A 26486-nucleotide genomic window follows, 5' to 3' on the forward strand; every position below is an offset into this window, starting at 1 on the left:
CGGACACCACCCGAGGGTGCGGGCGTGGTCAGGCTCGCGCGGCCTCGGCCTCCAGGACCGGTGCGTCAGCGACCCGGCGGGTCGGGATGAAGGACGCGATCGCGAGGGCGGTCAGGGCGGCACCGGCGCCGATCAGGAGGACGACGCGGAACCCGGTCTGCGACGGCAGCGTGTAGCCGCCGAGGCTGATGGTCAGCTGGGCCAGGATCACACCGGCGACCGCGCTGGACACCGAGGTCCCGATCGACCGCATCAGGGTGTTGAAGCTGTTCGCGGCCGCGGTCTCCGAGACCGGCACGGCGGCCATGATCAGCGCGGGCATCGCGCCGTACGCCAGGCCGATCCCGGCGCCGATCAGCAGCGAGACCAGCACGAGCTCCCAGACCGAACCCATCAGCACACTGCCCACGCCGTACCCGGCCGCGACCACGACGGCGCCGAGCATCAGTGTGACCTTCGGCCCGCGGGTCTTCGAGATCTTGGCCGAGAACGGCGCGGTCAGGAGCATGACCAGGCCGGACGGGCCCATCACCAGACCGGACGCCAGCATCGACTGGCCGAGACCGAAGCCGGTGGCCTTGGGCATCTGCAGCAACTGCGGCAGCACCAGCGACATCGCGAACATCGCGAACCCGAACACCATCGACGCCAGGTTGGTCAGCAACACCTGCGGGCGGGCCGTCGTTCGCAGGTCCACCAACGGCTCGTCGGTACGGCGTTCCCACCAGCCCCACGCGAGCAGCGCGACGACCGCGAGCGCGAACAGGCCGAGTGTCCGGCCACCGGTCCAGCCCCAGTCGGCGCCCTGGGAGATTGCCAAGAGCAACGAAATCAGGCCGGTCGACAGCCCGACTCCGCCGAGGACGTCGAAGCGGCCGCCGGAGCGGACCGAGGACTCGGGGACGAAGCGCACGACGAGCACGAGGACGATCGCGCCGAGGGCGGCCGAGAGCCAGAAAAGCGTGTGCCAGTTGAAGTTGTCGGCCAGCAGTGCGGCCGCGGGCAGGCCGAGGGCACCACCGACACCGAGGGACGCGCTCATCTGCGCGGTCGCCGTACCGAGCTTCTCCGGCGGCAGCTCGTCGCGCATGATGCTGATGCCGAGCGGGATCACGCCGGCGGCCAGACCCTGCAGCGCACGGCCGGCGATCATCGGCGTCAGCGAGCTGCTCAGCGCGGCGACGACCGAGCCGGTGACCAGCATGCCGATGCTGATCAGCAGCATCCGGCGCTTGCCGTACATGTCGCCGAGCCGGCCCATGATCGGCGTCGCGACCGCGGCCGCGAGCAGGGTGGCGGTGATCGCCCAGGCGGTCCCGGCGGCCGAGGCGTGCAGCAGCCGCGGCAGCTCCGGGACGAGCGGGATCACCAGGGTCTGCATCAGCGCGACCGTGATGCCGGCCGAGGCGAGCACCGGTACAACGGCACCGGTGCGCGAAGGCGCCGGCGGCGCCTCGGCCGGGGTGGGAGCAACGGACATCACAGGCCTCCGGGACGAACTAGATAGTTGGTTTGTGCAACTAGACTTTAAGTCAGGCAGTTGACTTAAACAAGTCACCGGGGCACACTGTGAGTGGTGATGATGATGGCGAGGGAGATCCGGACCGAGCGGGTGAACGCGACCCGCGAGCTGATCATGGCGACGGCGGAGCGGATGTTCGCCGAGCGGGGCGTGCACGAGGTGTCCAACCGGCAGATCAGCGAGGCGGCCGGGCAGGGCAACAACACCGCGGTCGGGTACCACTTCGGGACGAAGTCCGACCTCGTCCGGGCGATCGTGCGCAAACACTCCGAGCCGATCGAGGCGCGCCGCAAGGAACTGCTGGCCGAGCTGGGACCCACGCTGGACGTGCGGGACTGGATCACCTGCTTGGTGCGGTCGGCGACCGACCACATGGGCAGCCTGGGCACGCCGAGCTGGCTGGCGCGGTTCAGTGCCCAGCTGATGACCGACCCGTCGCTGCGGCAGATCCAGGTCGAGGAGTCGCTCACGTCGCCGACGCTGCAGCAGATCCTCGAAGGCCTGAACGTGTGCCTGGCCGATCTGCCCTTGCCGGTCCGGCTCGAACGCAACGACATGGCCCGGCACCTGATCATCCAGATGACCGCGGAGTTCGAGCGCGCACTGGCCGAGGGATCGCCGACCGCGCGGGCGACCTGGCAGGAGATGGCCGACGGACTCATCGACGGCATCGTCGGCCTGTGGACCGCCCCGGTCACCGTCGTCGAGGGCTGATCACCTGTAGGCGTTGACGTTCCGGTCGGCCCACTCCCGGAAGCTTCGCGCGGGCCGCCCGGTCAGCTCCTCCACTGTGCCGGTGACGAGGTCGGATGCCGGCCGGTTCTCCGCGCTGCCGATCAACGCCTCTACGAGCGCCGCCGGCCGCCCGTCCGCCAGCAGTTGTGCCCGAGTCTCGTCGAACGGGGTCGGGACGAAGGTCAGGTCGCGGCCCAGCGCCGTACCGAGAATGCGCACCTGGTCGGACCGGCTGAGCACCTCCGGGCCGGTCAGTGTGTACGTGGTGCCTGGTCGGGGCTCGAGCAGGACACGAGCGGCGACGGCCGCGATGTCGGCGGGATCGATCACCGCGGTCGCGGCACTGTCCGGTCCACGCACGACGTCACCGGCCCGCAGTTGCCCAGCCCAACCCAGTGCATTGGACGCGAAGGTGTCCGCCCGCAGGATCGTCCACTCGAGTCCGGACTCCTGCACGCTCGCCTCGAGATCGGCGTGCAGCCGCGTGATCGGGTCGGTGTCCGGCCCGAAGCGGACCGCGGACGACGACAGGTAGACGACCCGGCGAGCCTGCCGGCCGATCGCGTCGAGAGTCGCCCTCGCGCCGTCGGCGGTGAGGAACGGCCAGACCAGGAAAACGGTGTCGACACTGTCGAGTGCCTCGGTCAGTGTCTCCGGATAGGCGAGGTCGGCGCCCGAGCGGCGGTCGAGTGCGCGAGCGTCCGGCAGGCGGCTCATCAGTTCGCGGCCGACGTTTCCGGAGGCGCCCGTCACGAGGATCATGCTGTCGGCAACCTGGCCGGTGGGCGGGGGTATTCCCGAGTAGAGTGCGGGAGATGATCAATGGTGCGCATGTGATCATCTTCAGCCGGGATGCCGAGGCGGATCGCAACTTCTTCCGGGACGTGCTCGAGTATCCGCACGTTGACACCGGCCACGGCTGGTTGATCTTCAAGCTGCCGCCGGCCGAGGTGGCGATGCATCCGGCCGACGAGGAGTCGCACGAGCTGTACCTGATGTGCGACGACCTCGAGCGGACCGTCGCCGAGCTGACCGCGCGGGGAGTGGAGTTCGTCAAGCCCGTGCAGGAAGAGCGCTGGGGTCTGCTGACGTCGATCCGGTTGCCAGGGGGCGGGGAGGTCGGGCTCTACCAGCCGCTGCACGAGACGGCGTATGACCTCTGAGCTGGTTCCGTTCTGTATCGAGGTGCCGGATGCGGAGCTCGACGACCTGCGGGAGCGGCTGCGGCGAGTTCGTTGGCCACGGCAACTACCTGGGAACGGGTGGGAGCGCGGAGTTCCGGTTGAGTACCTGCGTGGCGTGGTAGAGCGCTGGCTGGCGTTCGACTGGCGCGAGTGGGAAGCGCGGCTCAACGAGCATCCGCAGTTCACGACGCGGATCGATGGGCAGACGATTCACTTCCTCCACGTGCGTTCGCGCGAGGTTGACGCGTTGCCGTTGGTGCTGACGCACGGGTGGCCGGGCTCGGTGGCCGAGTTTCTGCCGGTGCTCGGGCCGCTGACGGATCCGGCGTCGTACGGCGGGGACGCGCGGGATGCATTCCATGTCGTGGTGCCGTCGGTTCCGGGGCACGGGTTCTCGGTGCCGTTGGAGTCCGCGGGATGGAACCACGGGCGGATCGCGCGGGCGTGGGCCGAGTTGATGAACCGGCTCGGCTACGAGCGGTACGGCGCTCAAGGTGGCGACACCGGATCCGTCGTGTCGCCGCTGCTCGGGCAGATCGATCCGTCGCACGTGGTTGGCGTACACATCAATGGTGGACTGGCCTATCCCGCGATCGAGCCAGGCGATGTCGAGCAGTTGACCGAGGTCGAACGCACGCGACTCGCGGCAGCGGAGCGGTTGCGTGCGGTGGGGACCGGGTACGCCGACCTGCAAGGAACGCGGCCGCAGACGGTGTCGTTCGGGTTGAGCGATTCACCGGTGGGACAGCTGGCCTGGATCCTCGAGAAGTTCTGGGAGTGGACCGATCCGGCCCGCGCGTTGCCCGAGGACGCGGTCGACCTCGACCACTTGTTGACCGATGCAAGCATCTACTGGTTCACCAACACGAGTGCGTCCTCGGCCAACCTGTACTACGAGAACCGCCACGCGGCCGACGACGTCAGGCCGGGCGTGCCGACCGGTGTCGCCGTGTTCCCGACGGATCCCGCGATCCGGCGCGTGCTAGATCGCCGGCACCGGATCGTGCACTGGTCGGAGTTCACCCGCGGCGGGCACTTCGCCGCCCTCGAGGCGCCGGACCTGCTCGTCGACGACATCCGCGCGTTCTTCCGGCTGGTCCGGTAGGCGGGCCGGTACGGAGAAGTTGAGGAGCGTGCCCTCGCGCTCCACCGTCGCCTCCGGCCAGCGGCGGCGGATCATCCGGACCGTCCGGTCGTTGGACGGGCTGACCACGAAGAGAAAATGCCGCGCTCCGGCCGCGATCGCATCCCCGGCCGCGATCGACAGCATCCGGATCCCGAGCCCGCGGTGCTGCTCGGGTTCGCTGATGATCGCCGCGAGCTCGGCGGTGGCCTCGCCCGGCGCCCAGGCCCACATCGCGTGGCCGACGATCGCGGTCTCGCGGGTCGCGACGAACGCGGCGCCGGTCGGGCAGAGCATCCGCAGCAGCAGCGCGGGCCGGGGCGGACGGCCGATCGCGGTCTGGAACCGGAAGTAGAGGCTGAGGTCCGACAGCCCCGTCAGCATCAGCGCCAGCTCGTCCGTGTCGGGTTCACCGGCACGGCGGACGAGCGGCGGTCTCGTCGCGGTCGGCACCGGCCGCGCTGCGGGCGTTCGGTCCGTGGTCTGAGTCTGATTCACGGATTCAGCGTGGCTCGACTTGGCTAAGTCTGTCAAGCAGACTTATCCTGACGCTATGACTGAGCAGGTGCCCGAGGCGATGCGCTGGTCGACCGAGAACTGCACGATCTCGCGGACGATGCAGATCCTCGGCGACAAGTGGACGTTCCACGTGCTCCGCGAGCTGTTCGTCGGCGTCCGGCGGTTCGAGGACATCCGCGCCCGGGCCGGCATCCCGCGGCAGGTGCTGACCGAGCGACTCGCGGCGCTCATCGAGCGCGGTCTGCTCCGCCGGCAGCCCTACCGCCTCCCGGGCCAGCGCGAGCGGTACGAGTACCGCCTGACCGAGGCCGGACTCGCCCTGTATCCGGTTCTCGTCGCGATGATCCAGTGGGGCGACGAGTACCTCCCGCTCGACGACGGCCCGCCGATCGAGCCTCGCCACCGCGGCGAGTGCGGTGAGCGCGTGCACGTCGTCCTGCGCTGCGAAGCCGACCACGAACCGGTGCCGCGCGAGGTCGCGATCAGGCCCGGGCCGGGCGCCCAGCTGCGCGCCCTGGCGGGGTAGCCGCTACAGCGCGGCGATGGCCTCGCGGAGAATGCGGTCGGTCTCGCGGGGCTGGGCCGCCGCGATCGACAGCGCGTCCATCGTGACGACGTACGTGTCGAGCTCTTCGCGCTTGTCCAGGTAGACAGCGCTGGTCAGATGCTCGATGTAGACGATGTCCGGCAGGTCGGTGTCGTTGAAGCGCAGCAGCGTGAACGCGCCGCCGGTCGCGGTGTAGCCGCCCTTGCCGAACGGGATGATCTGCAGCGTGACGTTGTGCCGCTTGGACGCCTCGATCAGGAACTCCAGTTGCGCTCTGAGCACTGTCTTACCGCCGATCGGCCGGTGCAGCACGGCCTCGTCGACGACCGCCCAGAGCCGGGCCGGCCGCTGCCGGGTGAGCACCTGCTGGCGGGCCATCCGCAACGCGACCAGGCGCTCCTGCTCCGATCGCGACAGCGGCCTGTCCTGCCGGCCGAGCTGGACCACGGCCCGCGCGTAGTCGGGGGTCTGCAACAGCCCGGGGACGAACTGGAGCTCGAACGTCCGGACCAGGTCCGCGGCCATCTCCAGGCCGAGGTAGGAGTGGAACCAGTTCGGCGTCAGGTCGTCGTACCGCTGCCACCAGCCCGGGTTGTTCGCGTCGCGGGCGAGGTTGAGCAGACGCTCGCGTTCGTCGCCGTCCTGGAGCTTGTAGAGGGTCAGCAGGTCGTCGACGTCGCGGACCTTGAACCCGACCCGGCCGAGCTCGAGCCGGCTGATCTTGGACTCCGAGCCACGGATCGCCCAGCCCGCGTCGGTCCGGGTGATCCCGGCCTCCTCGCGCAGGCGGCGGAGGTGGGCGCCGAGCATGATGCGCAAGGCGGTCGGACCGCTGTACGCGCCCGGTTCCGTCACGCCTCGCCTCCCAGCAGCGCTGTGTCCCTGTGCAAGCAGTAGATCATTTCACAACAGATTGTGAGCACGTCCAGCCCGGCGCGCGTACACCATGTGTCCACCGGCCCCTACTGTCAGTAGAGTCGGGGCCACCGATATCCCGACCCTGTGCGAGGACCACTGATGCCCGATGCCACCAAGGCACCCAGTTCGATCCCGGTGGGCGTGGACACCACCCGAGCCAGCATCGCCCGGGTGTACGACGCCGCCCTGAACGGCAAGGACAACTTCGAGATCGACCGCGAAGTGCTCCGCCAGGTCGCCACCGTGGCACCCCAGGTCAACGACCTGGCCTGGTCGAACCGGAACTTCCTGATCCGGGCCTGCCGGTTCCTGGCCGGCCAGGCGGGCATCACGCAGTACCTGGACTGCGGCTCCGGGCTGCCGACCGCGGAGAACACCCACCAGGTCGTGCAGCGGCTGCAGCCGGAGGCGAAGGTCCTCTACATCGACAACGACCCGGTGGTGCTCGCGCACGGCCGCGCGCTGCTGGAGGAGAACGAGAACACGCTGTTCGTCAGCGCCGACATCTTCGACCCCGACGACGTGCTGAGCCTGTCCGAGGTGAACGACTTCCTCGACTTCAGCCGGCCGATCGCCGTCATCCAGAACGGCACCCTGCACCACTACGTCGGTGACGACGGCCCGCAGATCATGCAGAAGTACGTCGACGCCGTCGTCCCGGGGTCGTACACGGTGATCGCGCACTTCTTCGACCCGGAGACGCCGGAGCACTCGGAGATCGCCCGGATGATGGAGGAGAAGTTCGTCCACAGCCCGATGGGCAGCGGCGTCTTCCGCACCCGCGAGCAGTTGCTCGAGCTGTTCCCCGACCAGGAGCTGATCCCGCCGGGCCTGGCGCTCTGCGACGAGTGGTGGCCGGACGGCCCCCGGGTCAAGCCGCTCAACCAGGTCGAGGAGTGCATCGCCGGCGCCGTCGGCCGCAAGCTCTGACCCGACCGGTACGACGGGGCGCCCGGGACCACTGCGGTCCCGGGCGCTCCGTCGTCTCAGGCCGGCGTGGTCCAGCGCTGTGCCGCCGAGTTGTTGCAGGCGGCAACCGTCACCTTGTTGCCTAGAGCAACCGGCGCGGTCAGGCAGAGCCCGTTCGCCCGGATCGTCCCGTCGCCGGGCTGGGTCCACTGCTGGTTGGCGCCGCCGTGACAGCTGTAGAGGATCACGGCGCCCGACTGGGTGGCACTCGCGTCGATGCAACTGAAGAGCGCGTGCAGCGTGCGGTTCTCCGCGTGCACCCAGTTCTGGTTGTTCCCGCCGGAGCAGCTGTACAGCAGGATCGACGTACCGTCGCTGCCGGAGACGTCCAGACAGCCGCCGCTGCCGCGGATCTCACCGGACGACGAGTTGCCGATCCCGTTCTCCTGTACGGCGGTCGAGCCCGAGAGCGTCACCTGGCTGTCGGCGGCACATCCACTGCTCTCCGAACTGCCGGTGAAGTGTGCCGTCTGGCTGCCGCTCGTCGGCGCGGACATCGTCAGCTTCGCGTACGGCTCGTCGTCGCAGGTGGCGTTGTCGTTGTTCCAGTCGAAATACTCGGTCCAGCTGACCATGCCCGCCGTACTGATCGCGTTGCCGGCTCCGGTCTGCAGGCTGCCGAGTTTGAACGACGTACCGGCGGTGAGGTCGCGGACGGTTACGCCGTACCAGCCGCTGCCCTCGCTGGCGACGGCGAACGCGTAGGTGTGGCCGGCGACCGGCGACTGGTCCAGACGGCAACTGCCACCGGTGCCGTCCTCCTGGAACTGGATGCAGTAGGTGCCGGCGTCGCCGACCCGCCAGGCGGTCGAGTTCCAGAGCGAGTAGATGAACATGCCGACGCCGTCGCGATGCGACTGCATGCCGGTGTACCCGCCGACCTCACTCGCGGTGAAGCTGAACTGGTTGGCCCAGTAGACGTTCGCCTTGCCGGGGGAGGCGTTGATCGTCATCCGGAACTCGGCCTGGGTGACCGAGGCCGTGTCGAAGGTGTAGTTGACGTACGTCCCGGGCGTGACGCCGATGGCGGCGGCGCCGGACGCCGGGATCACCGCGGCAGCGAGGCTGAGAAGGGCGCAGAGCAGCAGGGACTTGAGTCTCATCGGGGTGCAACCTCCAAGCGAAGCGGGCGAACTTCGGCCAGAGAGCTCTCTCGCGATGATGATGCGCAGACCTGCGCGCTAATGTCCAGAGGTGAGCGCTTAACGTTACACGTGCTCGGAAACGAGCGTTGCTGCGGTGCCTTCCTCGAGGGCCTGGAAGATGTGGGGGAGGTCGCCGGGGTAGGCGATGTAGTCGCCCGGGGTGAGTTCGACGGGGTCGTCGGCGGGGCCGACCAGCGCGCGGCCGGAGCCGAGGATGACGTGTTCGACGACGCCGGGCATGTGCGGCTCGGACTTCCGGCCGGGGCCGGGGGAGGCGACGATGCGGTAGATGTCGCGACGGGCGTTCGGGGGGCTGGAGGCGACCAGGGTCGCGCTGTACTCGGCCTGGTCGGAGTAGATGATCGGGCCCTCGCCGGCGCGGATGACCTGGACCTTCGGGCGGGGCGGGTCGAGGAGCGCGGCGAACGGGGTGTCGAGGGCGACGGCCAAGGCCCAGAGGGTCTCGACGCTGGGGTTCCCGGTGCCGGACTCGAGTTGCGAGAGCGTTGACTTGGCGACGCCGGCGCGTTTGGCCACCTCGGTCAGGGACAGGCCTGCCCGAGCCCGATGTCTGCGCAACGAAGCGGCAATCACCTCGAGTGGCGCCTTGTTGTCCATCTGTGTTCGCTCCATCGGTCTGGTTGTTCGGCTTGACGAACGGGCGGTGCGCTGTTCATCATAATGCCCATGCGTTCGATCTGGCGAACACTCGACCGTGGCCTGGCCCGTGACATCGGCCTGGTCTGCCTGGCCGACGGCGTCGTCGGCCTGTCCTACGGCGCGATCAGCCTCGGCGGCGGGCTGCCGCTGTGGGTGCCGGTGCTGCTGTCGATCGTGGTGTTCGCGGGTGCCTCGCAGTTCCTGTTCGTCGGGATCGTGGCGGCCGGCGGCAGCCCGATCGCCGCGATGATCGCCGGCCTGCTGGTGAACACCCGGCATGTCGCGTTCGGTCTGGCGGTCAGTGACGTGATCGGCAGTGGCTGGCGGCGCGTGCCGGGCAGCCACGTGATGACCGACGAGAACGTCGCGTTCGCGATGGGCCAGGAGGAGCTCGCGCAGAAGCGTGCCGCCTACTGGGCCGGTGGTCTCGGCATCTTCGTCTGCTGGAACGTCGGTGTCGTCGTCGGTGGCCTGGCGGGATCCGTCATCACCGACACCGACGTGTTCGGCCTGGACGCGGCCTTCCCGGCGGTCCTGCTCGCGCTGGTCCTGCCGGCACTGCGCGATCGTTCGACCCGTACGGCGGCCTTGGCCGGAGTCGTGGTCGCGCTGGCCGCGACGCCTTTCCTCCCGGCCGGTCTGCCGGTGCTGCTCGCCCTGGCCGGCTTGCTGTTCTACCGCGCGGAGAAGCCCGCGCTGGAGGTGTCCCAGTGACCAACACCCCGCTCGTGCTGGCCGGCATCCTGGTTCTTGCCGTAGGCACCTTTTCGTTGCGGTTCGCCGGGCCGGCGCTGCGCAGCCGGTTCGAGATCCCGGAACGGGCGCAGCAGGTCCTCGCGGCGGCGGCGATCGTCCTGCTGACCGCGCTGGTCGCGACCTCCGCGCTGACGGACGGCCACGGTCCGGCCGGGATCGCCCGGCCCGCCGGGGTGCTGGTCGGCGGGGTCCTGGCCTGGCGGAAGGCGCCGTTCGTGCTGGTCGTGGTGGCGGCCGCCGTGACCGCGGCCGGTCTGCGATTGCTCGGCGTACCGTAGCCGGAGGCTATAGCGTGCTGTCATGAACGAACGTAGTGAGTTCATCATCGAGCACTGCGCCTGTTGTGTCTCATCCGCGCCCGGAGCGAAGCGAGGACGTGGATGAGCACCTATCCCGGGCAGCCGGCGCCGGCGCCGGCCAAGAAGACGCTGATCTGGATCGCGATCGCGTGCTTCGCGATCGGCATCCTGCTGACCGGGTTCTTCGTCTGGCGGATCGTCGTGACGGCGCCGCAGACGCCGGAGTCGATCGAGAACGGCGTGGTCCACCTGGACGAGGAGGGCCTGACGATCTACGCCTCCCTGCCGGTCCCCGCGCCGCCGTGCGAGGCGAAGGACGCCTCCGGCGCCGACGTGCCGCTCGAGGACCCGGGTGGGTCGGAGACGATCACGATCAACGGCGAGAGCTGGTACGTCGTCGCCCGGTCGGTGGACACCGTCCCGGCCGGGGACTACAGCGTCTCCTGCGCCGACGACGAGACGTCCGCGACGTACGCCGTCGGCCCGCGGTCGTCCGTGGTCGCGTTCGTGCTGTCGATCCTCGGCGCGATCGGCTCGTTCCTGGTGTTCCTCGCCCTCGGTGCGACCCTGCTCACCATCGGCATCGTCAAGAACCGCAGGCGCAACCGCCCGTCGAACACCTTCCCGAACCAGCCACCAGGTGCCCCAGGCAACTATCCCCCCGGCCAGTACCCGCAGGGCCAGTACTCGCCCGGCCAATACCCGCAGGGCAACTATCCGCCGGGCAACTACCCGCCACCCGGCAATTACCCGCCCGGCAACTATCCGCCGCCCGGGAACTACCCACCCGGCCAGTACCCGCCGGGGAACTACCCGCCGCCGGGCAGCACCCCGCCGCCTCCGCCGTACAGCCCGGGACCGAATCCGGACCGCCCCGAGGACCGGTAACCCGGTGGATCTCGACTGGCCCGGCTGCCGCAACGCCCGCGACGTCGGCGGACTGCCGACCGCCGACGGCCGCACCATCCGCGAAGGCGTCCTGATCCGCTCGGAGAGCCTGCAGTACCTCACGCCCGAAGGCGTCGAGGCGGTACGCCGTTCCAACGTCAGCCGCATCCTCGATCTCCGCGGCGACGAGGAGGTGGAGATTGCGCCGACCCCGTTCACCGGGGACCCGCTCGCCGTCCGCCAGTCGCTGCAGGACCCGGCCGACCCGGATCACGGGCAGCCGACGATCGTGGCCGCCTGCACCTGGATGCTCGACCGGCGGCCGGAGTTGTTCGCGGCCGCCGTCAAGGCGATCGCGGACGAGCCCGACGGCGCGGTGGTCGTGCACTGCCACGGCGGCAAGGACCGCACCGGCATGGTCGTGGCGCTCGCGCTCAGCGTCGCCGGCGTCCCCGAGGACGAGATCGTCGCCGACTACTTCCTCACCCGGTCGCGACTCGCCGACTGGCTGTCCGCACAGTTGGCGGACGAACCGGATACCTCGAAGCATCCGGAGATGATCGAGTTCCGCGATACCCGGGCCGAGTCGCTGGTCGCGATTCTGCGCCATGTCGACGAAAAGTACGGCGGGCCCGAGGCATACCTGCTGCACGGTGGTCTGACCACCGACGATCTCGGCCGTCTCCGCGACCGGCTGATCGCGTAGACCTGCGTCACGAGGGCATCACAGAGCGCAGTACATTTGCGCAATGCCGACCGCCGCAGATTCGACTGGGCTGACCGACCCGGCGGCGCTGGCCGAACGCTACGGACTCTCGAAGAGCTCGATCCGCCCTCCGCTCGGGTCGTACTTGCGCGAGCTGTGGAGCCGTCGCCAGTTCGTCCTCAGCTACGCCACCGCCCGCACCTACGCCATGTACGCCGGGGCCCGCCTCGGCTCGGTCTGGCAGGTGCTGACACCGCTGCTCAACGCGGCGGTCTACTACCTCGCCTTCGGTGTCCTGCTCGGCACCAAGAACGGGATCGACAACTACGTCGCGTTCCTGCTCAGCGGGATCTTCGTCTTCACGTTCACCCAGCGGTGCATGACCGAAGGCTCCCGCTCCCTGGCGCTGAACCTGTCGCTGATCCGCACCCTGCACTTCCCGCGCGCGACGCTGCCGCTGGCCTACGTGCTCAACGAGCTGAACCAGATGCTCGTCTCGATGGGCATCCTGTTCGTGATCGTCGGCCTGACCGACGGACTCGCCTGGCGCTGGCTGCTCGTCGTCCCGGCGCTGCTCCTGCAGGTCATGTTCAACGTCGGGATCACGCTGGTCTTCGCGCGGATCGGCACGTTCGTCTCGGACGTCAGCCAGCTGCTGCCGTTCATCACCCGGACCTGGCTGTACGCGTCCGGGATCTTCTTCTCGCTGCCGGGCAAGCTGGCCCAGCTCGACGCCCCGGGCTGGGTGGTCCAGGTGCTCGCGTTCAACCCGATCTCGGCGTACATCGACATCGTCCGGCGCTCGCTGCTCGAGGAGCACCAGCGCAACCAGCTGCCGCACGCCTGGACGATCGCGATCGTCTGGTCGTTCGTGATGCTGGCGGCCGGGTTCGTCTACTTCTGGCGTGCGGAGGACCGCTATGGACGTGGCTGAACCGACGGTCATCGCCGACCACGTGGACATCATCTACAAGGTGATCGCCGGCCAGGGCGGCAAGGGTACGGCGGCGACCGCGTTCCGGCGGATCCTGAAGCGCCAGGACCGGCCGACGATCCGCGAGGTGCACGCGGTCAGGGACGTCAGTTTCACCGCCTACAAAGGCGATGCGATCGGCGTGATCGGCCGCAACGGCTCGGGCAAGTCGACGCTGCTGCGTGCGATCGCCGGGCTGCTGCCACCCGCGGCCGGCGTGGTCTACACGGGCGGGCGGCCGTCGCTGCTCGGGGTCAACGCCGCGATGATGAACGACCTCACCGGCGACCGGAACGTCGTCCTGGGCTGTCTCGCGATGGGCATGTCGCCGGCCGAGATCGAGCAGCGGTACGGCGAGATCGTCGAGTTCTCCGGGATCGGCGACTTCATCGATCTGCCGATGTCGACGTACTCGTCCGGGATGGCGGCGCGGCTGAAGTTCGCGATCGCGTCGGCGAAGACGCACGACATCCTGCTCGTGGACGAGGCGCTGGCGACCGGGGACGCCGAGTTCCGGGTCCGGTCCGAACGCAAGATCCGCGACCTGCGCGACCAGGCCGGCACGGTGTTCCTGGTCAGCCACAGCCTCGACGTCGTCCTCGACACCTGCAACCGCGCCATCTGGCTGGACTCCGGCGTCCTGCGCCTCGACGGCACCGCCGACGAGGTCGTCGCCGCCTACCTCAAGGAGACCAGAGGCTAGACGGCCTTCGGCTGCTCGCGGAGGCCCAGCAGGAAGCCGAGGCCCCAGGAGACGTGCATGGTGGCGCAGACCAATGGCATCCAGAGCAGCGCCTTCCAGGGCAGGTAGCGGCCTTCGACCGCCGAGCCGGCCAGCAGGAGCAGGGCGTACCCGAGCGGAGCCAGGAAGCCGAGGTCGAGCCAGCTGCTACCGGTGATCACGCCGATGATGCCGAGGATGGTGCCGACGGCCAGCAGGATGACCGCGACCGGCGGCGCCAGGTAGCGCTTGTTCGCGGTCTCGGGGTGCCGGCGGATGACCTCGCGGCGCCACTGGCCGGTGTGGAAGAACTGCTTCGCGACCGCCGACAGCGACGAGCGCGGCCGGTAGGTGACGGACAGGTCGGGGCTGAACCAGATCAGGCCGCCGGTCTTGCGGATCCGGTAGTTCAGCTCCCAGTCCTGGGCCCGGTGCATGGTCTCGTCGAAGCCGCCGACGCGCTCGAGCGCGGCCCGCCGGAACACGCCCAGGTAGACGGTGTCGGCCGGCCCGGCCTTGCCGCCCTGGTGGAACGTCGACGCCCCCAGGCCCAGCCGGGACCGGTAGGCGCAGGCGACCGCCATCTCGGTCGGCGTGCGGCCCTCGGCCGCCATTACGCCGCCGACGTTGTCCGCGCCGCTCTCGTCGAGGACCTCGACGGCCCGGGTGATGTAGCCGTCGGTGAGGGCGCCGTGGCCGTCGACCCGGACCAGGATGTCGTGCTTGGCGTGCGCGATGCCGACGTTCAGCGCGGCCGGCGTCTTGCCGGTCGGGTTCGGCACGATGCTGATCCGCGGGTCGCGGTCGGCCAGCTTGTCCGCGATCTCCTGGGTCCGGTCCTTGCTCGGGCCGATGGCGAGCACGACCTCCAGCTCGCCGGGGTAGTCCTGGTCGAGGACGCGGCCGACCGCTTCCTCCAGGTGACGTTCCTCGTTCAGCACGGGCATCACGACGGACACGGGCGGCCAGTGGGACAGCGGCATATCAGGTCAGGCCTTACAGATCGAAGCGACGTCGTCGACGCCGGTGGCGGGTGTGGTGGCCGAGCTGCCGGGTTTCGGTGTGCTCGGCTTCTTCGTCGTACTGGTGGTCGGCTTGCTGGTGGTGCTACGCGGAGTGTTCGAAGTCTTACCGTCTCCCCCCGAGCCCGCCTTGTCCAGCGCTTCCGACTTCGCGATGGCTTCGGCGACCTTGGTACGGATCAGTGCGAAGTCGGGATCGCCGGTGTGGATCAACGGCGGGACCGCGGAGAAGCTTGACACCGGCAGCTTCTTCGCGTCCAGCGCGAGGTCGGTGAAAGTTCCCAGCTCACTGGCCGGAATGCTGGTCTTGACCACCTGCTTGCTGGCCGAGGCGATGCCCTGGAACTTGGTCAGCACGGTCTGCGGCGACAGCTGGTTCAGCATCGCCGACATGACGCACTTCTGCCGGGCCATCCGCTCGTAGTCCGACGACTCGGCCCGGGACCGGGCGAACCAGAGCGCGTGGTAGCCGTCCAGGTGCTGGTTCTTGCCGGCCTCGATGTAGCCCTTGATCGGCGAACTGCCGCCGCCGATCGGGACCCGCTTGCCGATGTCCAGGGTGATCCCGCCGACCGCGTTGAGCAGGTCCCGGAAACCGGCCAGGTCGATCAGCACGAAGTAGTTGATCTTCAGCCCGGTGACCGCCTCGATCGCCTGCGTGGTCGCGGTCTCACCGGGGTTCGGGTCGCCGGGGAACAGGCTCTTGTGGTCGGCGGCGTACGTGTAGACCGCGTTGAGCAGGCACTCGGCGCCGCAGTTCTTCCACTGGAAGCCCTCGGGGAACTGCTTGGCCATCGCCGTACCGGCCGGGAACGGCACCTTGGCCAGGTTCCGCGGCAGGCCGATCAGGACGGTCCGGCCGGTGTCCGCGTCGATGCTGGCCACCGTCATGCTGTCCGGGCGGGTGCCGATCCGGTCCGCGCCGGAGTCGCCGCCCATCAGCAGGACGTTGTAGCGGCCCTTCTCGGCCTTCGACTTCTGCCCGCTGCCGAACACGCTGGCGACGAAGTCGCGCTGGGTGTTCACGATCACACTGCCGTAGATCAGCGCACCGGCGACCGTGAACACCAGGACGCCGTCGAGGATGCTGGTGATGAGCCGGTGATTGCGCTCCAGCGTCAGCGGCTGGCCGAGCCGGTAGGCGTCGACGAACAGTGCGGCCCAGCCGATCGCGAGCAGGATCAGCAGGATCTGGACGATCCGCAGGGTGCCCGGCCGCGCCATCAGGTTGATCGTGCCGGACCGCCAGACCAGGCCGAGCAGCACCAGGAACACGACGATCGCGATCAGCCCGGCGACGATGCGCCAGGCCCAGCGACCGGCCCGCTTGCTGCCGGCCACGATCTGCGCCGATCCGGGCAGCACCAGTGTCATCAGGACGAGCGCCAAGGCCCGCTTGAACCGCACCGGCTCCCCGAGATTGCGCAGGTCAGGTTTCTCCTGCGGCATGACGTCCTTCCGTTCTCAGATCTCACGCGGCACGGCGGGCCGGTACTGCAGTCGACCGTACCTTGTCGTCCACACCCTCACCCGGTACGACGTGCCGGGCGAGCTGATGGTTCGAGCAGAGGCGGACCCGGAGACGAAGAGTAGCAGTCCTCTCACGGAGCGCAGGAAAACCCGTGCGTACACCCGCCGTCACGCAGCTGTGATGGTGAGCGGCATCCGCATGCGTTACGAAGTCTTCCAAGCACACTCAGTGAGACTGAGTCATCCACCGAGAACAGGGAAACCGCCCATGAAACTGTTCCGAACACTTCTGGCTGCCACCGCGGTAGTCGCCACCACGCTGGTCGGCACCACGTCGGCCCAGGCATTCGAACCCGCTGTCCAGGCACCCGGTGCCGACTTCACCGGGATCGCCGCGCTGAGCAACTGCTCCGCGTCCCTCGTCCGGTACGCCGAGTCGGTCGGCACCGACAGAGCGCTCGTACTCACCAACGGCCACTGCTACGAAGGTGGGTTCCTGCAGCCAGGGCAGGTGCTGGTGAACCGTGCGTCGTCCCGCTCGATCACGCTGCTGCGGCCGGACTCCAGCCGGGCCGGCACCGTGCGCGCGCGCCGGATCCTCTTCGGCACCATGACCAAGACCGACATGATCGTTTACGAGGTGAACGAGAGCTACGCCTCGATCAAGAGCCGCCTCAACGTCTCGCCGCTCACGCTGGCCAAGCAGGGCCCGGCGAACGGCGCCGGGATGGCGGTCGTGTCCGGCTACTGGAAGCGCATCTACACCTGCTCGGTGCAGGCGACGATCCCGCAGCTGCGCGAGGGCGACTGGACCTGGCAGAACTCGATCAAGTACCAGCAGCCCGGCTGCGAGACGATCGGCGGTACGTCGGGATCCCCGGTGGTGAGCACGTCGACCGGCGAGGTGATCGGCGTGAACAACACCGGTAACGAGGACGGCGAGCGGTGCACGGTGAACAACCCGTGCGAGGTCGACTCCAACGGCAATGTCACGGTCGACCAGGGCGCGGCGTACGGCCAGCAGACCTGGTGGCTCTACACCTGCCTGACCGCCACGCGCGCGATCGACCTGAACAAGTCGGGGTGCCAGTTGCCGAAGCCGGCCGCCCGTCACTGACCCTCTGTCACGACGAGTGCGGGGTGACGCACACCACTTCGATATCCGGTAACGTCGCCCCGCATGGCAGTCGACTCCTCCACTGACCAGGTCAGTACGTCGAAGTGGCCGAGCCCCCTCGGGGTCCGGACCCGCTTGGTCGCGTCCAGTGCGCTGATGCTCTTCACCGAGCTCGCGCTGATCCGCTGGACCGGCTCGAACGTGGTCCATCTCAGCTACTTCTCGAACTTCGTGCTGCTCGGCTCGTTCCTCGGCATCGGGATCGGCATCCTGCGGTCCGGCCGGGCGAAACGGCTGCCGTACTACTCGCCGATCATGCTCGGCCTGCTCGTCCTGGTGATCGCGTGGAAGCCGGTCACGGTCGACCGCGGCAGCTCGTCGAGTGTCATCTACTTCACCAGCCTGAACACCACCGGCCCGCCGGTGTGGGTGATCCTGCCGATCATCTTCGTCGCGGCCGCGGTGGTGCTGGCCGGTCCGGCCGAGCTGGTCGGCCGGTGTTTCGCCGAGTTGCCACGACTGACGGCGTACCGGTTCGACCTGATCGGCAGCCTGATCGGGATCGCGGGCTTCACCGGCTTGTCGTTCCTGGGTGCGCCGCCGATCTGGTGGGGGCTGATCGTCACGGTGATGTTCGCCGTGCTGATGATCCCGCGGCAACGGTCCGGCGTCGCGACCGGTCGTAGCGTCGTCGCCCTCGGGCTGAGTGCCGGGATGGTGCTCGCACCACTGCTGGTGATGCTCGGGGTGCTCTTCCACGAGTCGACCCGGCCGGAGAACAGTTGGTCGCCGTACTACAAGGTGCAGACCAAGGCCTTCACCTGGCAGAACGTGCCGCTGCTGACGATCACCGTGAACGGCGTCCCGCACCAGCAGGCGATCCCGGCCGACGCGCGGTTGCAGTGGGAGCCGCAGTACGGCCTGCCGTACGAGAGGGCGAACGTCGGCAAGGCGCCGAAGAACGTGCTGATCATCGGGGCCGGGTCCGGATCCGACGTTGCGATCGCGCTCAAGAAGGGCGCGGAGCACGTCGACGCGGTCGAGATCGACCCGCGGATCCGTGACATCGGCAAGGCGCTGCACCCGGACCGGCCGTACCAGGACCCGCGGGTCTCGTCGCACATCGACGACGGGCGGGCGTTCCTGTCCCGGACCGACAAGAAGTACGACCTGATCCTGCTGGCGCTGCCGGACTCGCTGACGCTGGTGAACGGCGCGAGCTCGCTGCGGCTGGAGAGCTACCTGTTCACCCAGCAGGCGTTCGAGTCCGCGCGTGACCACCTCAATCCGGGTGGCGCGTTCGCGATGTACAACTACTACCGCGAGACCTGGCTGATCGACCGGCTGGCGTCGACGGCGCAGCAGGCGTTCGGGCACAAGCCGTGTGTGGACAAGGTCGGCGACGACCTGCAGCAGGCGGTGGTGACGGTCGGTCTGACCGAGCAGGACCAGACGTGCCAGAACGCGTGGGCCGGGCCGACCTCGATCACGCCGCCGCCCGCGACCGACAACCGCCCGTTCCTGTACCTGTTCACCGACCGGATCCCGTCGCTCTACCTGGTCACGCTCGGCCTGGTCCTGGTCGCCGGTCTGATCGGGGTCGGGATCGCCGGCGGCGGATCGTCGTACCGGCGGATGCGCCCGTACGCGGATCTGTTCCTGCTGGGTGCCGGGTTCATGTTGCTGGAGACGAAGAGCATCACCGGGTTCGCGTTGCTCTTCGGTACGACGTGGGTCGTGAACGCGATCGTGTTCGCCGGGGTGCTGGTGGCGGTGCTGGCCGCGGTCGAAGTGACCAGACGCTTCAAGACGCCACCGGTGAAGATCATGTACGCCGTCCTGTTCGGCGGGCTGGCATTGGCATGGGTGTTCCCGGACGAGTGGCTGCTCGGGATGCCGGTCGGCCTGCGCGCGCTGGTCGCCGTGCTGATCGCGTTCCTGCCGATCTTCGCCGCGAACGTCATCTTCGCCAAGCGCTTCACCGACACCGCCGACGGCACCGCGTCCTTCGGCGCCAACCTCCTCGGCGCCATGCTCGGCGGCTGCCTCGAGTACGCCGCCCTGATCATCGGCTTCGACGGCCTCCTGATCATCGCGGCCCTCCTCTACCTGGGCGCCTTCATCCTCACCCCCAAGATCCGCCAGGTGACGAGGACCTGACCGATGAGCGACCTGGCCGGCTACTACCGCGACCGCGCGACGGAGTACGACGCCGTCTACGCGAAGCCGGAACGGCAGGAGGACCTCGCCCGCCTGCGGGCCCTCCTGCCACCCCTGGTCACCGGCCGGTCGGTCCTGGAGCTCGCCGCCGGCACGGGCTACTGGACGACGGCGCTGTCGTCCTCGGCCCAGTCGGTGCTGGCGACGGACCTGAACGACGAGACGCTCGCCGTCGCCCGGACCCGTGCGTACGGGCCGGGCGAGGTGCGCTTCCAGGTCGCCGACGCCTACGACCTCGGTGCCATCGCCGGCCGGTTCGACGCGATCTTCGCCGGCTTCTTCTGGTCCCACGTCCCACGCGCCGACGTACGCCGGTTCGCCGCGGGGCTCCTGGATCGGGTCGAGCCGGGTGGGGTGGTGATCCTGGCCGACAACCGTTATGTGGAAGGCAGCAACCACCCGATCACGCGAACCACGGCGGACGGCGACACCTACCAGACCCGGCAACTGTCCGACGGCCGTACGTACGAGGTGCTGAAGAACTTCCCCACGGTCTGGCAGTTCACGGCAGACGTGTCGCCGGCCGCGATCGAGTGGACCGACCTCAGCTACTTCTGGTTGGCGACTCTGGCCGCGTAGATTTTGCGGGCGCGGGTGAGGTCTGCTTGGTTGTCGATCTCTACCCAGTCGACGGTGCCGATCGGGGCGACATCGAGGCGGAGGCCCTGGTCGGCGAGGAGTTGGTAGGCGTCCTCGTAGTACAGGTGCGGATCGCGCTCCCAGGTCTTGCGGAGGGCGGTGGCGAGGTCGGCCGCGGCGGTGGGCTCGATCAGGGTGACGCCGATGTACTCGCCGGACGCGGTGGCCGGGTCCATCAGTTTGGTGATGCGCTCGACACCGGCGTGCTCCGACCAGATGACCTTCATCTCCTCTTCGGCCAAAGGCTTCACGGTGTCGAGGGCGAGAATGATCTGCCGGTTGTCCCCGCGGGCGTCGAGCAGGGTCTGCTGGACCGACACCGGGTGGGCGGTGTCGCCGTTCGCCAGCATCACCCCCGAGCTCAGGTGATCGCGCGCACACCACAACGAGTACGCGTTGTTCCACGTCTCGGCCTTGTCGTTGTAGACCAGTTCGAGCGCCACGCCGTACCGCCGTTCCAGCTGCGGAACGCGGGCCTCGACCGCCTCCGCCGCATACCCCACCACGATCGCCACGTCGGTGATCCCGACCGCCGCGTAGTTCGCCAGCGTGAGGTCGAGGACGGTGGTCTCCGGGCCGATCGGAACCAATGCCTTGGGCAACGTATCCGTGTACGGGCGGAGGCGGCGACCCGCGCCGGCGGCGAGAACCAGTCCGATCATGTCCCATGGTACGAGTTCGGCCCGTCTGAGCGCGCCGGATCGGGAGCTGGTGGCACCATCGGGGACATGACGTGGCTTGTGACTGGTGGTGCTGGGTATATCGGGGCTCATGTGGTGCGGGCGTTCCTGTCCGACGGGATCGATGTGGTGGTCATCGACGACCTGTCGAGCGGGAAGGCCGAGTTCGTGCCGGACGGGGTGCCGTTCGTGCGGGCGAACCTGCTCGACGGGACGGCGGTCCGTGAGGCGCTGGAGGGGGTCAGCGGGGTCGTGCACCTGGCCGGGTTCAAGTACGCCGGTGTCTCGGTGGAGCGGCCGCTGCACACCTACACACAGAACGTGACCGCGATGGTGTCGCTCCTGGAGGCGATGGCGGAGAAGGAGATCCGGAACATCGTCTTCTCGTCCAGCGCGGGTGTCTACGGCACCCCGAAGGACGAGGTGGTGACCGAGCGGACGGCGCCGGACCCGCAGAGCCCGTACGGCGAGTCGAAGCTGGTCGGGGAGTGGCTGCTCCGGGACCAGGCCGCCGCGACCGAGCTGCACCACACCTCGCTGCGCTACTTCAACGTGGTCGGTTCCGGCGACCCGACGGTGTACGACGCCAGCCCGTACAACCTGTTCCCGATCGTGTGCGATCTGCTCACCCAGGGCAAGGTGCCGCAGATCTACGGCAGCGACCACCCGACGCCGGACGGCACCTCCGTCAAGGACTACGTGCACGTCGCCGACCTGGCCCGCGCCCACGTCGCCGCGGCCCGCGCCCTGGACGCCGGCAGGACCCTGGAGCGCGTCTACAACCTGGGCAGCGGAACGGGTACGTCGGTCCGCGAGATCATGGACGCCGCCCGCCGAGTCACCGGTATCGACTTCACCCCGACCGAGGGTCCGCGCCGGCCCGGCGACCCGTCGCGCGTTGTCGCCGACGGCGAGCTGGCCGCCCGCGACCTGGACTGGAAGAACACCTACACCGTCGACCAGATGTTCGCGACGGCGTGGGAGGCCTGGCCGAAGAGCTGAAATCGTGGTGGGCGATCCCTCGCCGGTTGTAGCCTGTGGCGCAGTTCACAGAACTGCCCGTGCCGGGCACCGATCGAGGGGTGCGATCCATGAGTTACGAGAGCCTGCCGCAGTTCCTGGCGAAGATCGACCTCTTCGAAGGGCTGTCGAAGGACACGCTGTCGGACCTGATCGAGCGTGGCACCACGCTGACGGTCAACGCCGGCAGCCACGTGATCGAGCAGGGTGCGAACGACGCCGGTCTGCAGGTGGTGCTGGAGGGTTCGGCCGACGTGGAGGTCAACGGTGTCGTCCGCGCGCCGCTGAAGGTGGGGGACTACTTCGGTGAGATCTCGATGATCGACGGCCGGCCGCGGTCCGCGACCGTGGTGGCCGGGCCGGACGGGCTGCGCACGTTCGCGCTGTCCGCGCTGGCCTTCGAGCCGGTCGTGAAGGAGAACCCGGACGTCGCCCAGGCGCTGCTCAAGGCACTGACCGCCCGGATCCGCTCGCTCGAGTCCGAGGACTGAGCCGATCGGCTCGAGCGGCCCGATGACCGAGGAGCGCAAGGTCGTCTCGGTGCTGTTCTGCGACCTGGTCGGCTTCACCACCGCCTCCGAGGCCGCCGACCCCGAGGACGTCCGCCGCTGGCTGGCGCCGTACCACTCGACCCTGCGGCAGACGGTCGAGCGGTACGGCGGGACGGTCGAGAAGTTCGCCGGGGACGCCATCCTGGCCGTGTTCGGCGCACCCCGGTCCCGGGAGGACGACGCCGAACGGGCGGTCCGGGCCGGCCTGGCCGTCCTCGACGCGGTGCGCGTGCTGCCGGGCGGGCCGCTGGAGGTCCGGATCGGGATCGAGACCGGTGAGGCCCTGGTGCAGCTGAGCGCGCGTCCCGAGCTCGGCGAGCCGTTCGTCACCGGCATGGTCGTCAACACCTCCGCCCGGTTGCAGGCCTCGGCACCGGTCGGCGCGGTCGTGGTCGGGGCCGGCACCTACTCGGCGACGAGTCGCGTGTTCGGCTACGAAGCGCTGGAATCCGTGGTGGCCAAGGGAATCAGCCACCCGGTCGAACGCTGGCGGGCCGGACCGCCGCGGGCCCGGTTCGGTGCGGACGTGATCCGCGACCTCAGTACGCCGATGGTCGGCCGGCAGCGCGATCTCACCTTGCTGTGCACGGCGTTCGAGAAGGCTGTCGCGGAGCGGGTGCCGCAGTTCGTCACGCTGCTGGGCGAGCCGGGGATCGGCAAGTCGCGCCTGGTCGCGGAGCTTGCTGCCTGGCTGGATCAGCACGACGAGCTCGTCACCTGGCGCGAGGGCCGCTCGATGCCGTACGGCGAGACGCCGTTCGGGCCGATCGCGGAGATCTTCAAGGTCCAGGCCGGCGTCCTGGACACCGATCCGCCGGCGCAGGTCGCGGACAAGCTCGATGCGATCCTGCCGGACGACGCCGAGCGTGCCTGGCTGCATGCCCGCGTCGGAGCGCTGGTCGGCGTCGATCGTTCCGGGCCGCCGGAGACGGTGGCCCAGGAGGAGTCGTTCGCGGCCTGGCGGCAACTGCTGGAGTCGTTCGCGGAGCAGTCACCTGTGGTTCTGGTGTTCGAGGACCTGCACTGGGCGACGGACGCGATGCTCGCCTTCGTCGATCACCTGGCCGAATGGCTGACCGACCTGCCGCTGCTGGTCGTCGTCACCGCCCGCCCCGAGCTGCTCGAACGCACCCCGCGGTGGACCCGCGGGGTGCAGAACTCCCTCACCGTCGGCCTGTCGCCGTTGACGGCTGACGAGACCGATCAACTGCTGATCGAGATGTTCGCCGGTCAGGACGTCCCGGACGAGACCCGCCGGCGCCTGGTCCACCGTGCCGACGGCAACCCCCTGTACGCCGAGGAGCTCGCCCGGGTCGTGACCGAGTGCGGCCCGGACCAAGCTGCCTCCGCCGAGCTGCCCGCCGGCATCGCCGCGCTCATCGCGGCCCGGCTGGACACGCTGGAGCCCGATCGCAAGGCACTGCTCGCCGACGCGGCGGTGATCGGCGCGGTGTTCTGGGCCGAAGCTGTCGGGGCCCTGTCCGGCCGGGAGCCGGGGGAGGTCGTCCAGGCACTGCAGGAGCTGGCCCGCAAGGAGTTGGTGCGTCCGGTCCGGCGGTCGGCGATGCTGGGCCAGCACGAGTACACCTTCTGGCACGCACTGACCCGCGACGTCGCCTACAGCCAGGTGCCGCGGGCGGCCCGGTCGGCGCGGCATCTCGCCGCCGCTGACTGGCTCGAGCTGCGTTGCCCCACCTGTCAGGCCGAGACTCCGAGCCTGATCGCGTACCACCTCAGCACCGCACTCGATCTGTCTGCGGCGGTCGGCGACTCCGACGCGGTCGCGGCGATCGCGCCACGGGCCCGCGACTACCAGCTGATGGCCGCCGAGCTGGCGATGAACCTCGATGCCAGCGAGGCGATGGCCCTGCTCGACCGCGCGCTCGGGCTCACCCCGGCCGGGGATCCGGCACGTCCGGCCGTCCTGGCGCGCTGGGGCTGGGCGGCGTTCCTGGCCGGCCGGCTCGACGACGCGCGGACCGCCTACCGCGAGGCGATCGCCGGATTCGAGGCGACCGGCGACGTCCGCGGGCTGGCTCGCACCTTACGGGCGTCGACGTACGCGCTGAACACCATGGAGGAGAGCCTGGCGACGGTCGACCGGGCGGTCGCGATGCTCGAGGATCTCGGGCCGAGCGAGGACCTGGTCCAGCTGCTGTCCGGCCAGGCGACCATCCGGATGGTCGCCAGCCGTCGTCAGGATGCGATCGTCGCGGCGGACCGCGCCCTGCGGATGGCGGCCGAGCACGGGTACGCCGTGCCGCAACGGGCGCTCGAGGCCCGTGGGCTCGCCCGGGTCGGCCAGGGCGACACCGGCGGCCTGGTCGACGTCAAGGAGGCGCTTGCCGCCCTGCTCGAACTCGGCCAGGGCCGCGACGCCGCGGTGACCTGGCTGAACTACGGCTGGCTGCTGTGGCAGATCGAGGGGCCGGTGGTCGCCTTGGACGAGCTGGACACCGCGCGTGAGTTCGCCGCCCGGCGCCGGTTGGCCGAGATGGAGCAGCAGCTCAGTTGCACGGTCCTGCAATTGATCATCGAGAAAGGCCGGCCGGACAGGGCCATCGCGGACTGCCGGGCCCAGCTCGAGCACCCCGGACCGGCGTTCACCACCTTGCGGCGCATCGAGGTCCTCTCGGCGCTGGCGGTGGCAGAGGTCGAGTCCGGAGTCCCGGGCGCCCGGGATTCCGCCGAAGAGGCGTACCGGCTGGCGGTCGACGCGGGCTGGCCGGATCTGATCGCCACCGCGGCCTCGCCCGCGGCGACGACCCGGGCCCGCGACGGCGACTCGGACGGCGTCCTGGAGATCCTCAGGCTGCTTGCGTCGCTCTCGCACCTGCGCGGCAGCCTGGAGTTCGATGCCCGGCTGCCGTCGCTGGTGCGGGCCGCGCTCGCCGCCGGTCATGCCGAGGCGGGCGGCGCGCTCGCGGACTTCGTGGAGCCGGTGCTGCCGATGCGCGAGTACTCGGCGACGACGGCTCAGGCGCTGCTCGCCGAACACCGCGGCGACACCGCGACGGCCGCCGCCGGCTTCGCGCGAGCCGCGGCCGACTGGGGTGCCTTCGGCAACAAACTCGAGCAGGCCCACGCGCTGCGCGGCCTGCACCGCACCACCGGCGACCCCGCCGCTGCGGAGCAGGCCGAGCAGCTGTTCAGCTCTGGGGATACTCCTTCTTGAAGGCGCCGGACGGGGTCAGGTCCATGACGCCGCGCGGGCCGGTCAGTACGCCGCCTTCGACGGGCAAGGTGTGGCCGGTGATCCAGGCGGCGTCGTCGGAGGCCAGGAACGCGACCGCGGCGGCGATGTCCTCGGGCTCGCCGACCCGGCCGAGCGGGTACATCTTCGAGAACAGCTCGAGGGTGTCCGGCTGGCTGTCCCAGTTCGGCGTCCGGATGGTGCCGGGGGCAACCACGTTGAAGCGGACGCCGAGCTCGCCGTACCGCGCGGCGTAGTTCACCGTCATCGCGATCTGGCCGGCCTTGGCGGCGGCGTACTCGATGTTGCCGAAGGCGGCCAGGCCGTTGACCGAGCTGATCGTGACGACGTTGCCGCGGGTCTTCACCAGGTGCGGGAGCGCGGCCTGGATGCACCGGGCCGCGCCGACCAGCGTGAGGTCGAGCTGCCGGTGCCACTCCTCGGTGGTGGTGTCCTCGGGGGCGGACGTCACGATGCAGCCGCCGGCGTTGTTCACCACCACGTCCAGCCGGCCGAACCGCTCGACCGCGGCCGCCACCGCCCTGTCGACGTCGTCCCGGCTGGTCACGTCGAGGCGCAGACCGAGCGCCTGCTCGCCGATCCCGGCCGCGACCTCGGCCACCTTCTCCTCCTGGAGATCGGTCACCACCACGGACGCGCCCTCGTCCGCGAGCCGTCGTGCCACGGCCGCGCCGATCCCCTGTGCCCCCGCCGTGACGAATGCCACCCGCCCCTCGAACCGCCGCATTACCCCTCCATCATGAGATGTGCTGAGTCGAAGCCTCGCACAGCATCTCCGGTGTCCAGGAAGGCACCTCGCTGCGTTGGAGAAGCGGCCACGATGAACCCCGCATCGAGGCAGCTTCTCCGCCTTGCGATGCACCTCCCTGGACACCGGAGCTGCTGCAC

Annotated in this window: 26 protein-coding genes and 1 pseudogene; 17 read left to right on the forward strand and 10 right to left on the reverse strand. The window is 69.4% G+C overall.

Annotation, left to right across the window (positions count from 1 at the left end; all coding sequences use genetic code 11):
• Positions 1–28: 28 nt before the first annotated feature.
• Positions 29–1480 (reverse strand): MFS transporter, encoded by a 1452-nt coding sequence (locus ACZ6O0_RS14475; protein ID WP_465765335.1) that lies wholly within the window; start codon positions 1478–1480, stop codon positions 29–31.
• A 105-nt stretch (positions 1481–1585) separates the two neighbouring features.
• Here ACZ6O0_RS14475 and ACZ6O0_RS14480 point away from each other — a divergent pair, with 105 nt between their 5' ends.
• Positions 1586–2236 carry a TetR/AcrR family transcriptional regulator gene (locus tag ACZ6O0_RS14480; RefSeq protein WP_465765336.1) on the forward strand — a complete coding sequence of 217 codons (651 nt, stop codon included), beginning with the start codon at positions 1586–1588 and terminating at the stop codon, positions 2234–2236.
• On the opposite strand, the gene ACZ6O0_RS14485 is transcribed toward ACZ6O0_RS14480, so the two are convergent.
• Complete coding sequence (locus tag ACZ6O0_RS14485) at positions 2237–3019, reverse strand: NAD(P)H-binding protein (RefSeq protein WP_465765337.1); 783 nt, start codon at positions 3017–3019, stop codon at positions 2237–2239.
• A gap of 53 nt (positions 3020–3072) precedes the next feature.
• On the opposite strand from ACZ6O0_RS14485, the gene ACZ6O0_RS14490 reads away from it, so the two are divergent.
• Both ACZ6O0_RS14490 and ACZ6O0_RS14495 read left to right on the forward strand, forming a co-directional pair.
• Entirely contained in the window at positions 3073–3420 is a 348-nt protein-coding gene (locus tag ACZ6O0_RS14490; RefSeq protein ID WP_465765338.1) for a VOC family protein, read from the forward strand.
• Positions 3410–4546 carry an epoxide hydrolase family protein gene (locus tag ACZ6O0_RS14495; protein WP_465765339.1) on the forward strand — a complete coding sequence of 379 codons (1137 nt, stop codon included), beginning with the start codon at positions 3410–3412 and terminating at the stop codon, positions 4544–4546. The genes ACZ6O0_RS14490 and ACZ6O0_RS14495 overlap by 11 nt, the downstream gene beginning before the upstream one ends.
• 78 nt (positions 4547–4624) lie before the next feature.
• Here ACZ6O0_RS14495 and ACZ6O0_RS14500 read toward each other — a convergent pair.
• Positions 4625–4948, reverse strand: a pseudogene (locus ACZ6O0_RS14500) (GNAT family N-acetyltransferase); the annotation flags it as partial.
• 169 nt (positions 4949–5117) lie between these two features.
• Here ACZ6O0_RS14500 and ACZ6O0_RS14505 point away from each other — a divergent pair.
• Positions 5118–5609, forward strand: coding sequence for a winged helix-turn-helix transcriptional regulator (locus ACZ6O0_RS14505; RefSeq protein ID WP_465765340.1), 492 nt, complete (start codon positions 5118–5120; stop codon positions 5607–5609).
• A 3-nt stretch (positions 5610–5612) separates the two neighbouring features.
• Here ACZ6O0_RS14505 and ACZ6O0_RS14510 read toward each other — a convergent pair whose 3' ends face one another.
• Positions 5613–6485, reverse strand: coding sequence for a helix-turn-helix domain-containing protein (locus ACZ6O0_RS14510; protein ID WP_465765341.1), 873 nt, complete (start codon positions 6483–6485; stop codon positions 5613–5615).
• A gap of 162 nt (positions 6486–6647) precedes the next feature.
• On the opposite strand from ACZ6O0_RS14510, the gene ACZ6O0_RS14515 reads away from it, so the two are divergent.
• Positions 6648–7478 (forward strand): SAM-dependent methyltransferase, encoded by an 831-nt coding sequence (locus ACZ6O0_RS14515; protein WP_465765342.1) that lies wholly within the window; start codon positions 6648–6650, stop codon positions 7476–7478.
• Positions 7479–7534: 56 nt separating this feature from the next.
• Here ACZ6O0_RS14515 and ACZ6O0_RS14520 read toward each other — a convergent pair whose 3' ends face one another.
• On the reverse strand, positions 7535–8620 hold the full coding sequence (locus tag ACZ6O0_RS14520; protein WP_465765343.1) for a ricin-type beta-trefoil lectin domain protein: 1086 nt from the start codon (positions 8618–8620) through the stop codon (positions 7535–7537).
• Positions 8621–8725: 105 nt separating this feature from the next.
• Positions 8726–9295 carry a helix-turn-helix domain-containing protein gene (locus tag ACZ6O0_RS14525; protein ID WP_465765344.1) on the reverse strand — a complete coding sequence of 190 codons (570 nt, stop codon included), beginning with the start codon at positions 9293–9295 and terminating at the stop codon, positions 8726–8728.
• Between the two features lie 54 nt (positions 9296–9349).
• On the opposite strand from ACZ6O0_RS14525, the gene ACZ6O0_RS14530 reads away from it, so the two are divergent.
• From ACZ6O0_RS14530 to ACZ6O0_RS14555, 6 genes are all read left to right on the forward strand, one after another.
• Entirely contained in the window at positions 9350–10036 is a 687-nt protein-coding gene (locus ACZ6O0_RS14530) for an AzlC family ABC transporter permease (RefSeq protein WP_465765345.1), read from the forward strand.
• Complete coding sequence (locus tag ACZ6O0_RS14535) at positions 10033–10356, forward strand: AzlD domain-containing protein (RefSeq protein WP_465765346.1); 324 nt, start codon at positions 10033–10035, stop codon at positions 10354–10356. Before ACZ6O0_RS14530 ends, ACZ6O0_RS14535 begins: the two co-directional genes overlap by 4 nt.
• Before the next feature lie 102 nt (positions 10357–10458).
• On the forward strand, positions 10459–11265 hold the full coding sequence (locus ACZ6O0_RS14540) for a hypothetical protein (RefSeq protein ID WP_465765347.1): 807 nt from the start codon (positions 10459–10461) through the stop codon (positions 11263–11265).
• Positions 11266–11269: 4 nt separating this feature from the next.
• Positions 11270–11971 (forward strand): tyrosine-protein phosphatase, encoded by a 702-nt coding sequence (locus ACZ6O0_RS14545; protein ID WP_465765348.1) that lies wholly within the window; start codon positions 11270–11272, stop codon positions 11969–11971.
• A gap of 43 nt (positions 11972–12014) precedes the next feature.
• Entirely contained in the window at positions 12015–12905 is an 891-nt protein-coding gene (locus ACZ6O0_RS14550) for an ABC transporter permease (protein WP_465765349.1), read from the forward strand.
• Positions 12892–13647 carry an ABC transporter ATP-binding protein gene (locus ACZ6O0_RS14555; protein ID WP_465765350.1) on the forward strand — a complete coding sequence of 252 codons (756 nt, stop codon included), beginning with the start codon at positions 12892–12894 and terminating at the stop codon, positions 13645–13647. The genes ACZ6O0_RS14550 and ACZ6O0_RS14555 overlap by 14 nt, the downstream gene beginning before the upstream one ends.
• Here the strand turns inward: ACZ6O0_RS14555 and ACZ6O0_RS14560 are convergent.
• Together ACZ6O0_RS14560 and ACZ6O0_RS14565 are read right to left on the reverse strand one after the other, a co-directional pair.
• Positions 13644–14648: a glycosyltransferase family 2 protein gene (locus ACZ6O0_RS14560; protein ID WP_465765351.1), complete on the reverse strand. Its 1005-nt coding sequence runs from the start codon at positions 14646–14648 to the stop codon at positions 13644–13646. The two genes, ACZ6O0_RS14555 and ACZ6O0_RS14560, sit on opposite strands and share 4 nt — an antisense overlap.
• A 6-nt stretch (positions 14649–14654) precedes the next feature.
• The gene (locus tag ACZ6O0_RS14565; RefSeq protein WP_465765352.1) at positions 14655–16136 is read right to left on the reverse strand and encodes an LCP family protein; all 1482 of its coding nucleotides are present in this window, start codon (positions 16134–16136) and stop codon (positions 14655–14657) included.
• Positions 16137–16425: 289 nt separating this feature from the next.
• On the opposite strand from ACZ6O0_RS14565, the gene ACZ6O0_RS14570 reads away from it, so the two are divergent.
• The 3 genes from ACZ6O0_RS14570 (at position 16426) to ACZ6O0_RS14580 (ending at position 20073) form a co-directional block, all read left to right on the forward strand.
• A complete protein-coding gene (locus ACZ6O0_RS14570) occupies positions 16426–17274 on the forward strand; it encodes a S1 family peptidase (protein WP_465765353.1) in 849 nt (282 codons plus the stop codon).
• A gap of 63 nt (positions 17275–17337) precedes the next feature.
• Positions 17338–19434, forward strand: a complete 2097-nt coding sequence (locus tag ACZ6O0_RS14575; RefSeq protein ID WP_465765354.1) for a spermine/spermidine synthase domain-containing protein — start codon at positions 17338–17340, stop codon at positions 19432–19434.
• 3 nt (positions 19435–19437) lie between these two features.
• Complete coding sequence (locus ACZ6O0_RS14580; RefSeq protein ID WP_465765355.1) at positions 19438–20073, forward strand: class I SAM-dependent methyltransferase; 636 nt, start codon at positions 19438–19440, stop codon at positions 20071–20073.
• Here ACZ6O0_RS14580 and ACZ6O0_RS14585 read toward each other — a convergent pair.
• Positions 20043–20795 carry a phosphocholine cytidylyltransferase family protein gene (locus ACZ6O0_RS14585; RefSeq protein WP_465765356.1) on the reverse strand — a complete coding sequence of 251 codons (753 nt, stop codon included), beginning with the start codon at positions 20793–20795 and terminating at the stop codon, positions 20043–20045. The two genes, ACZ6O0_RS14580 and ACZ6O0_RS14585, sit on opposite strands and share 31 nt — an antisense overlap.
• 66 nt (positions 20796–20861) lie before the next feature.
• Here ACZ6O0_RS14585 and galE point away from each other — a divergent pair, with 66 nt between their 5' ends.
• The 3 genes from galE to ACZ6O0_RS14600 all read left to right on the forward strand — a co-directional run bounded on the left by galE (position 20862) and on the right by ACZ6O0_RS14600 (position 25559).
• Entirely contained in the window at positions 20862–21815 is a 954-nt protein-coding gene (gene galE, locus ACZ6O0_RS14590) for a UDP-glucose 4-epimerase GalE (RefSeq protein ID WP_465765357.1), read from the forward strand.
• Between the two features lie 89 nt (positions 21816–21904).
• A complete protein-coding gene (locus ACZ6O0_RS14595; protein WP_465765358.1) occupies positions 21905–22324 on the forward strand; it encodes a cyclic nucleotide-binding domain-containing protein in 420 nt (139 codons plus the stop codon).
• Positions 22325–22346: 22 nt separating this feature from the next.
• Positions 22347–25559: an ATP-binding protein gene (locus ACZ6O0_RS14600; protein ID WP_465765359.1), complete on the forward strand. Its 3213-nt coding sequence runs from the start codon at positions 22347–22349 to the stop codon at positions 25557–25559.
• Here ACZ6O0_RS14600 and ACZ6O0_RS14605 read toward each other — a convergent pair.
• Positions 25534–26325 carry an SDR family NAD(P)-dependent oxidoreductase gene (locus ACZ6O0_RS14605; RefSeq protein ID WP_465765360.1) on the reverse strand — a complete coding sequence of 264 codons (792 nt, stop codon included), beginning with the start codon at positions 26323–26325 and terminating at the stop codon, positions 25534–25536. The genes ACZ6O0_RS14600 and ACZ6O0_RS14605 overlap by 26 nt on opposite strands.
• Between the last annotated feature and the right edge of the window lie 161 nt (positions 26326–26486).

This window comes from Kribbella sp. NPDC048837, from assembly GCF_055586945.1.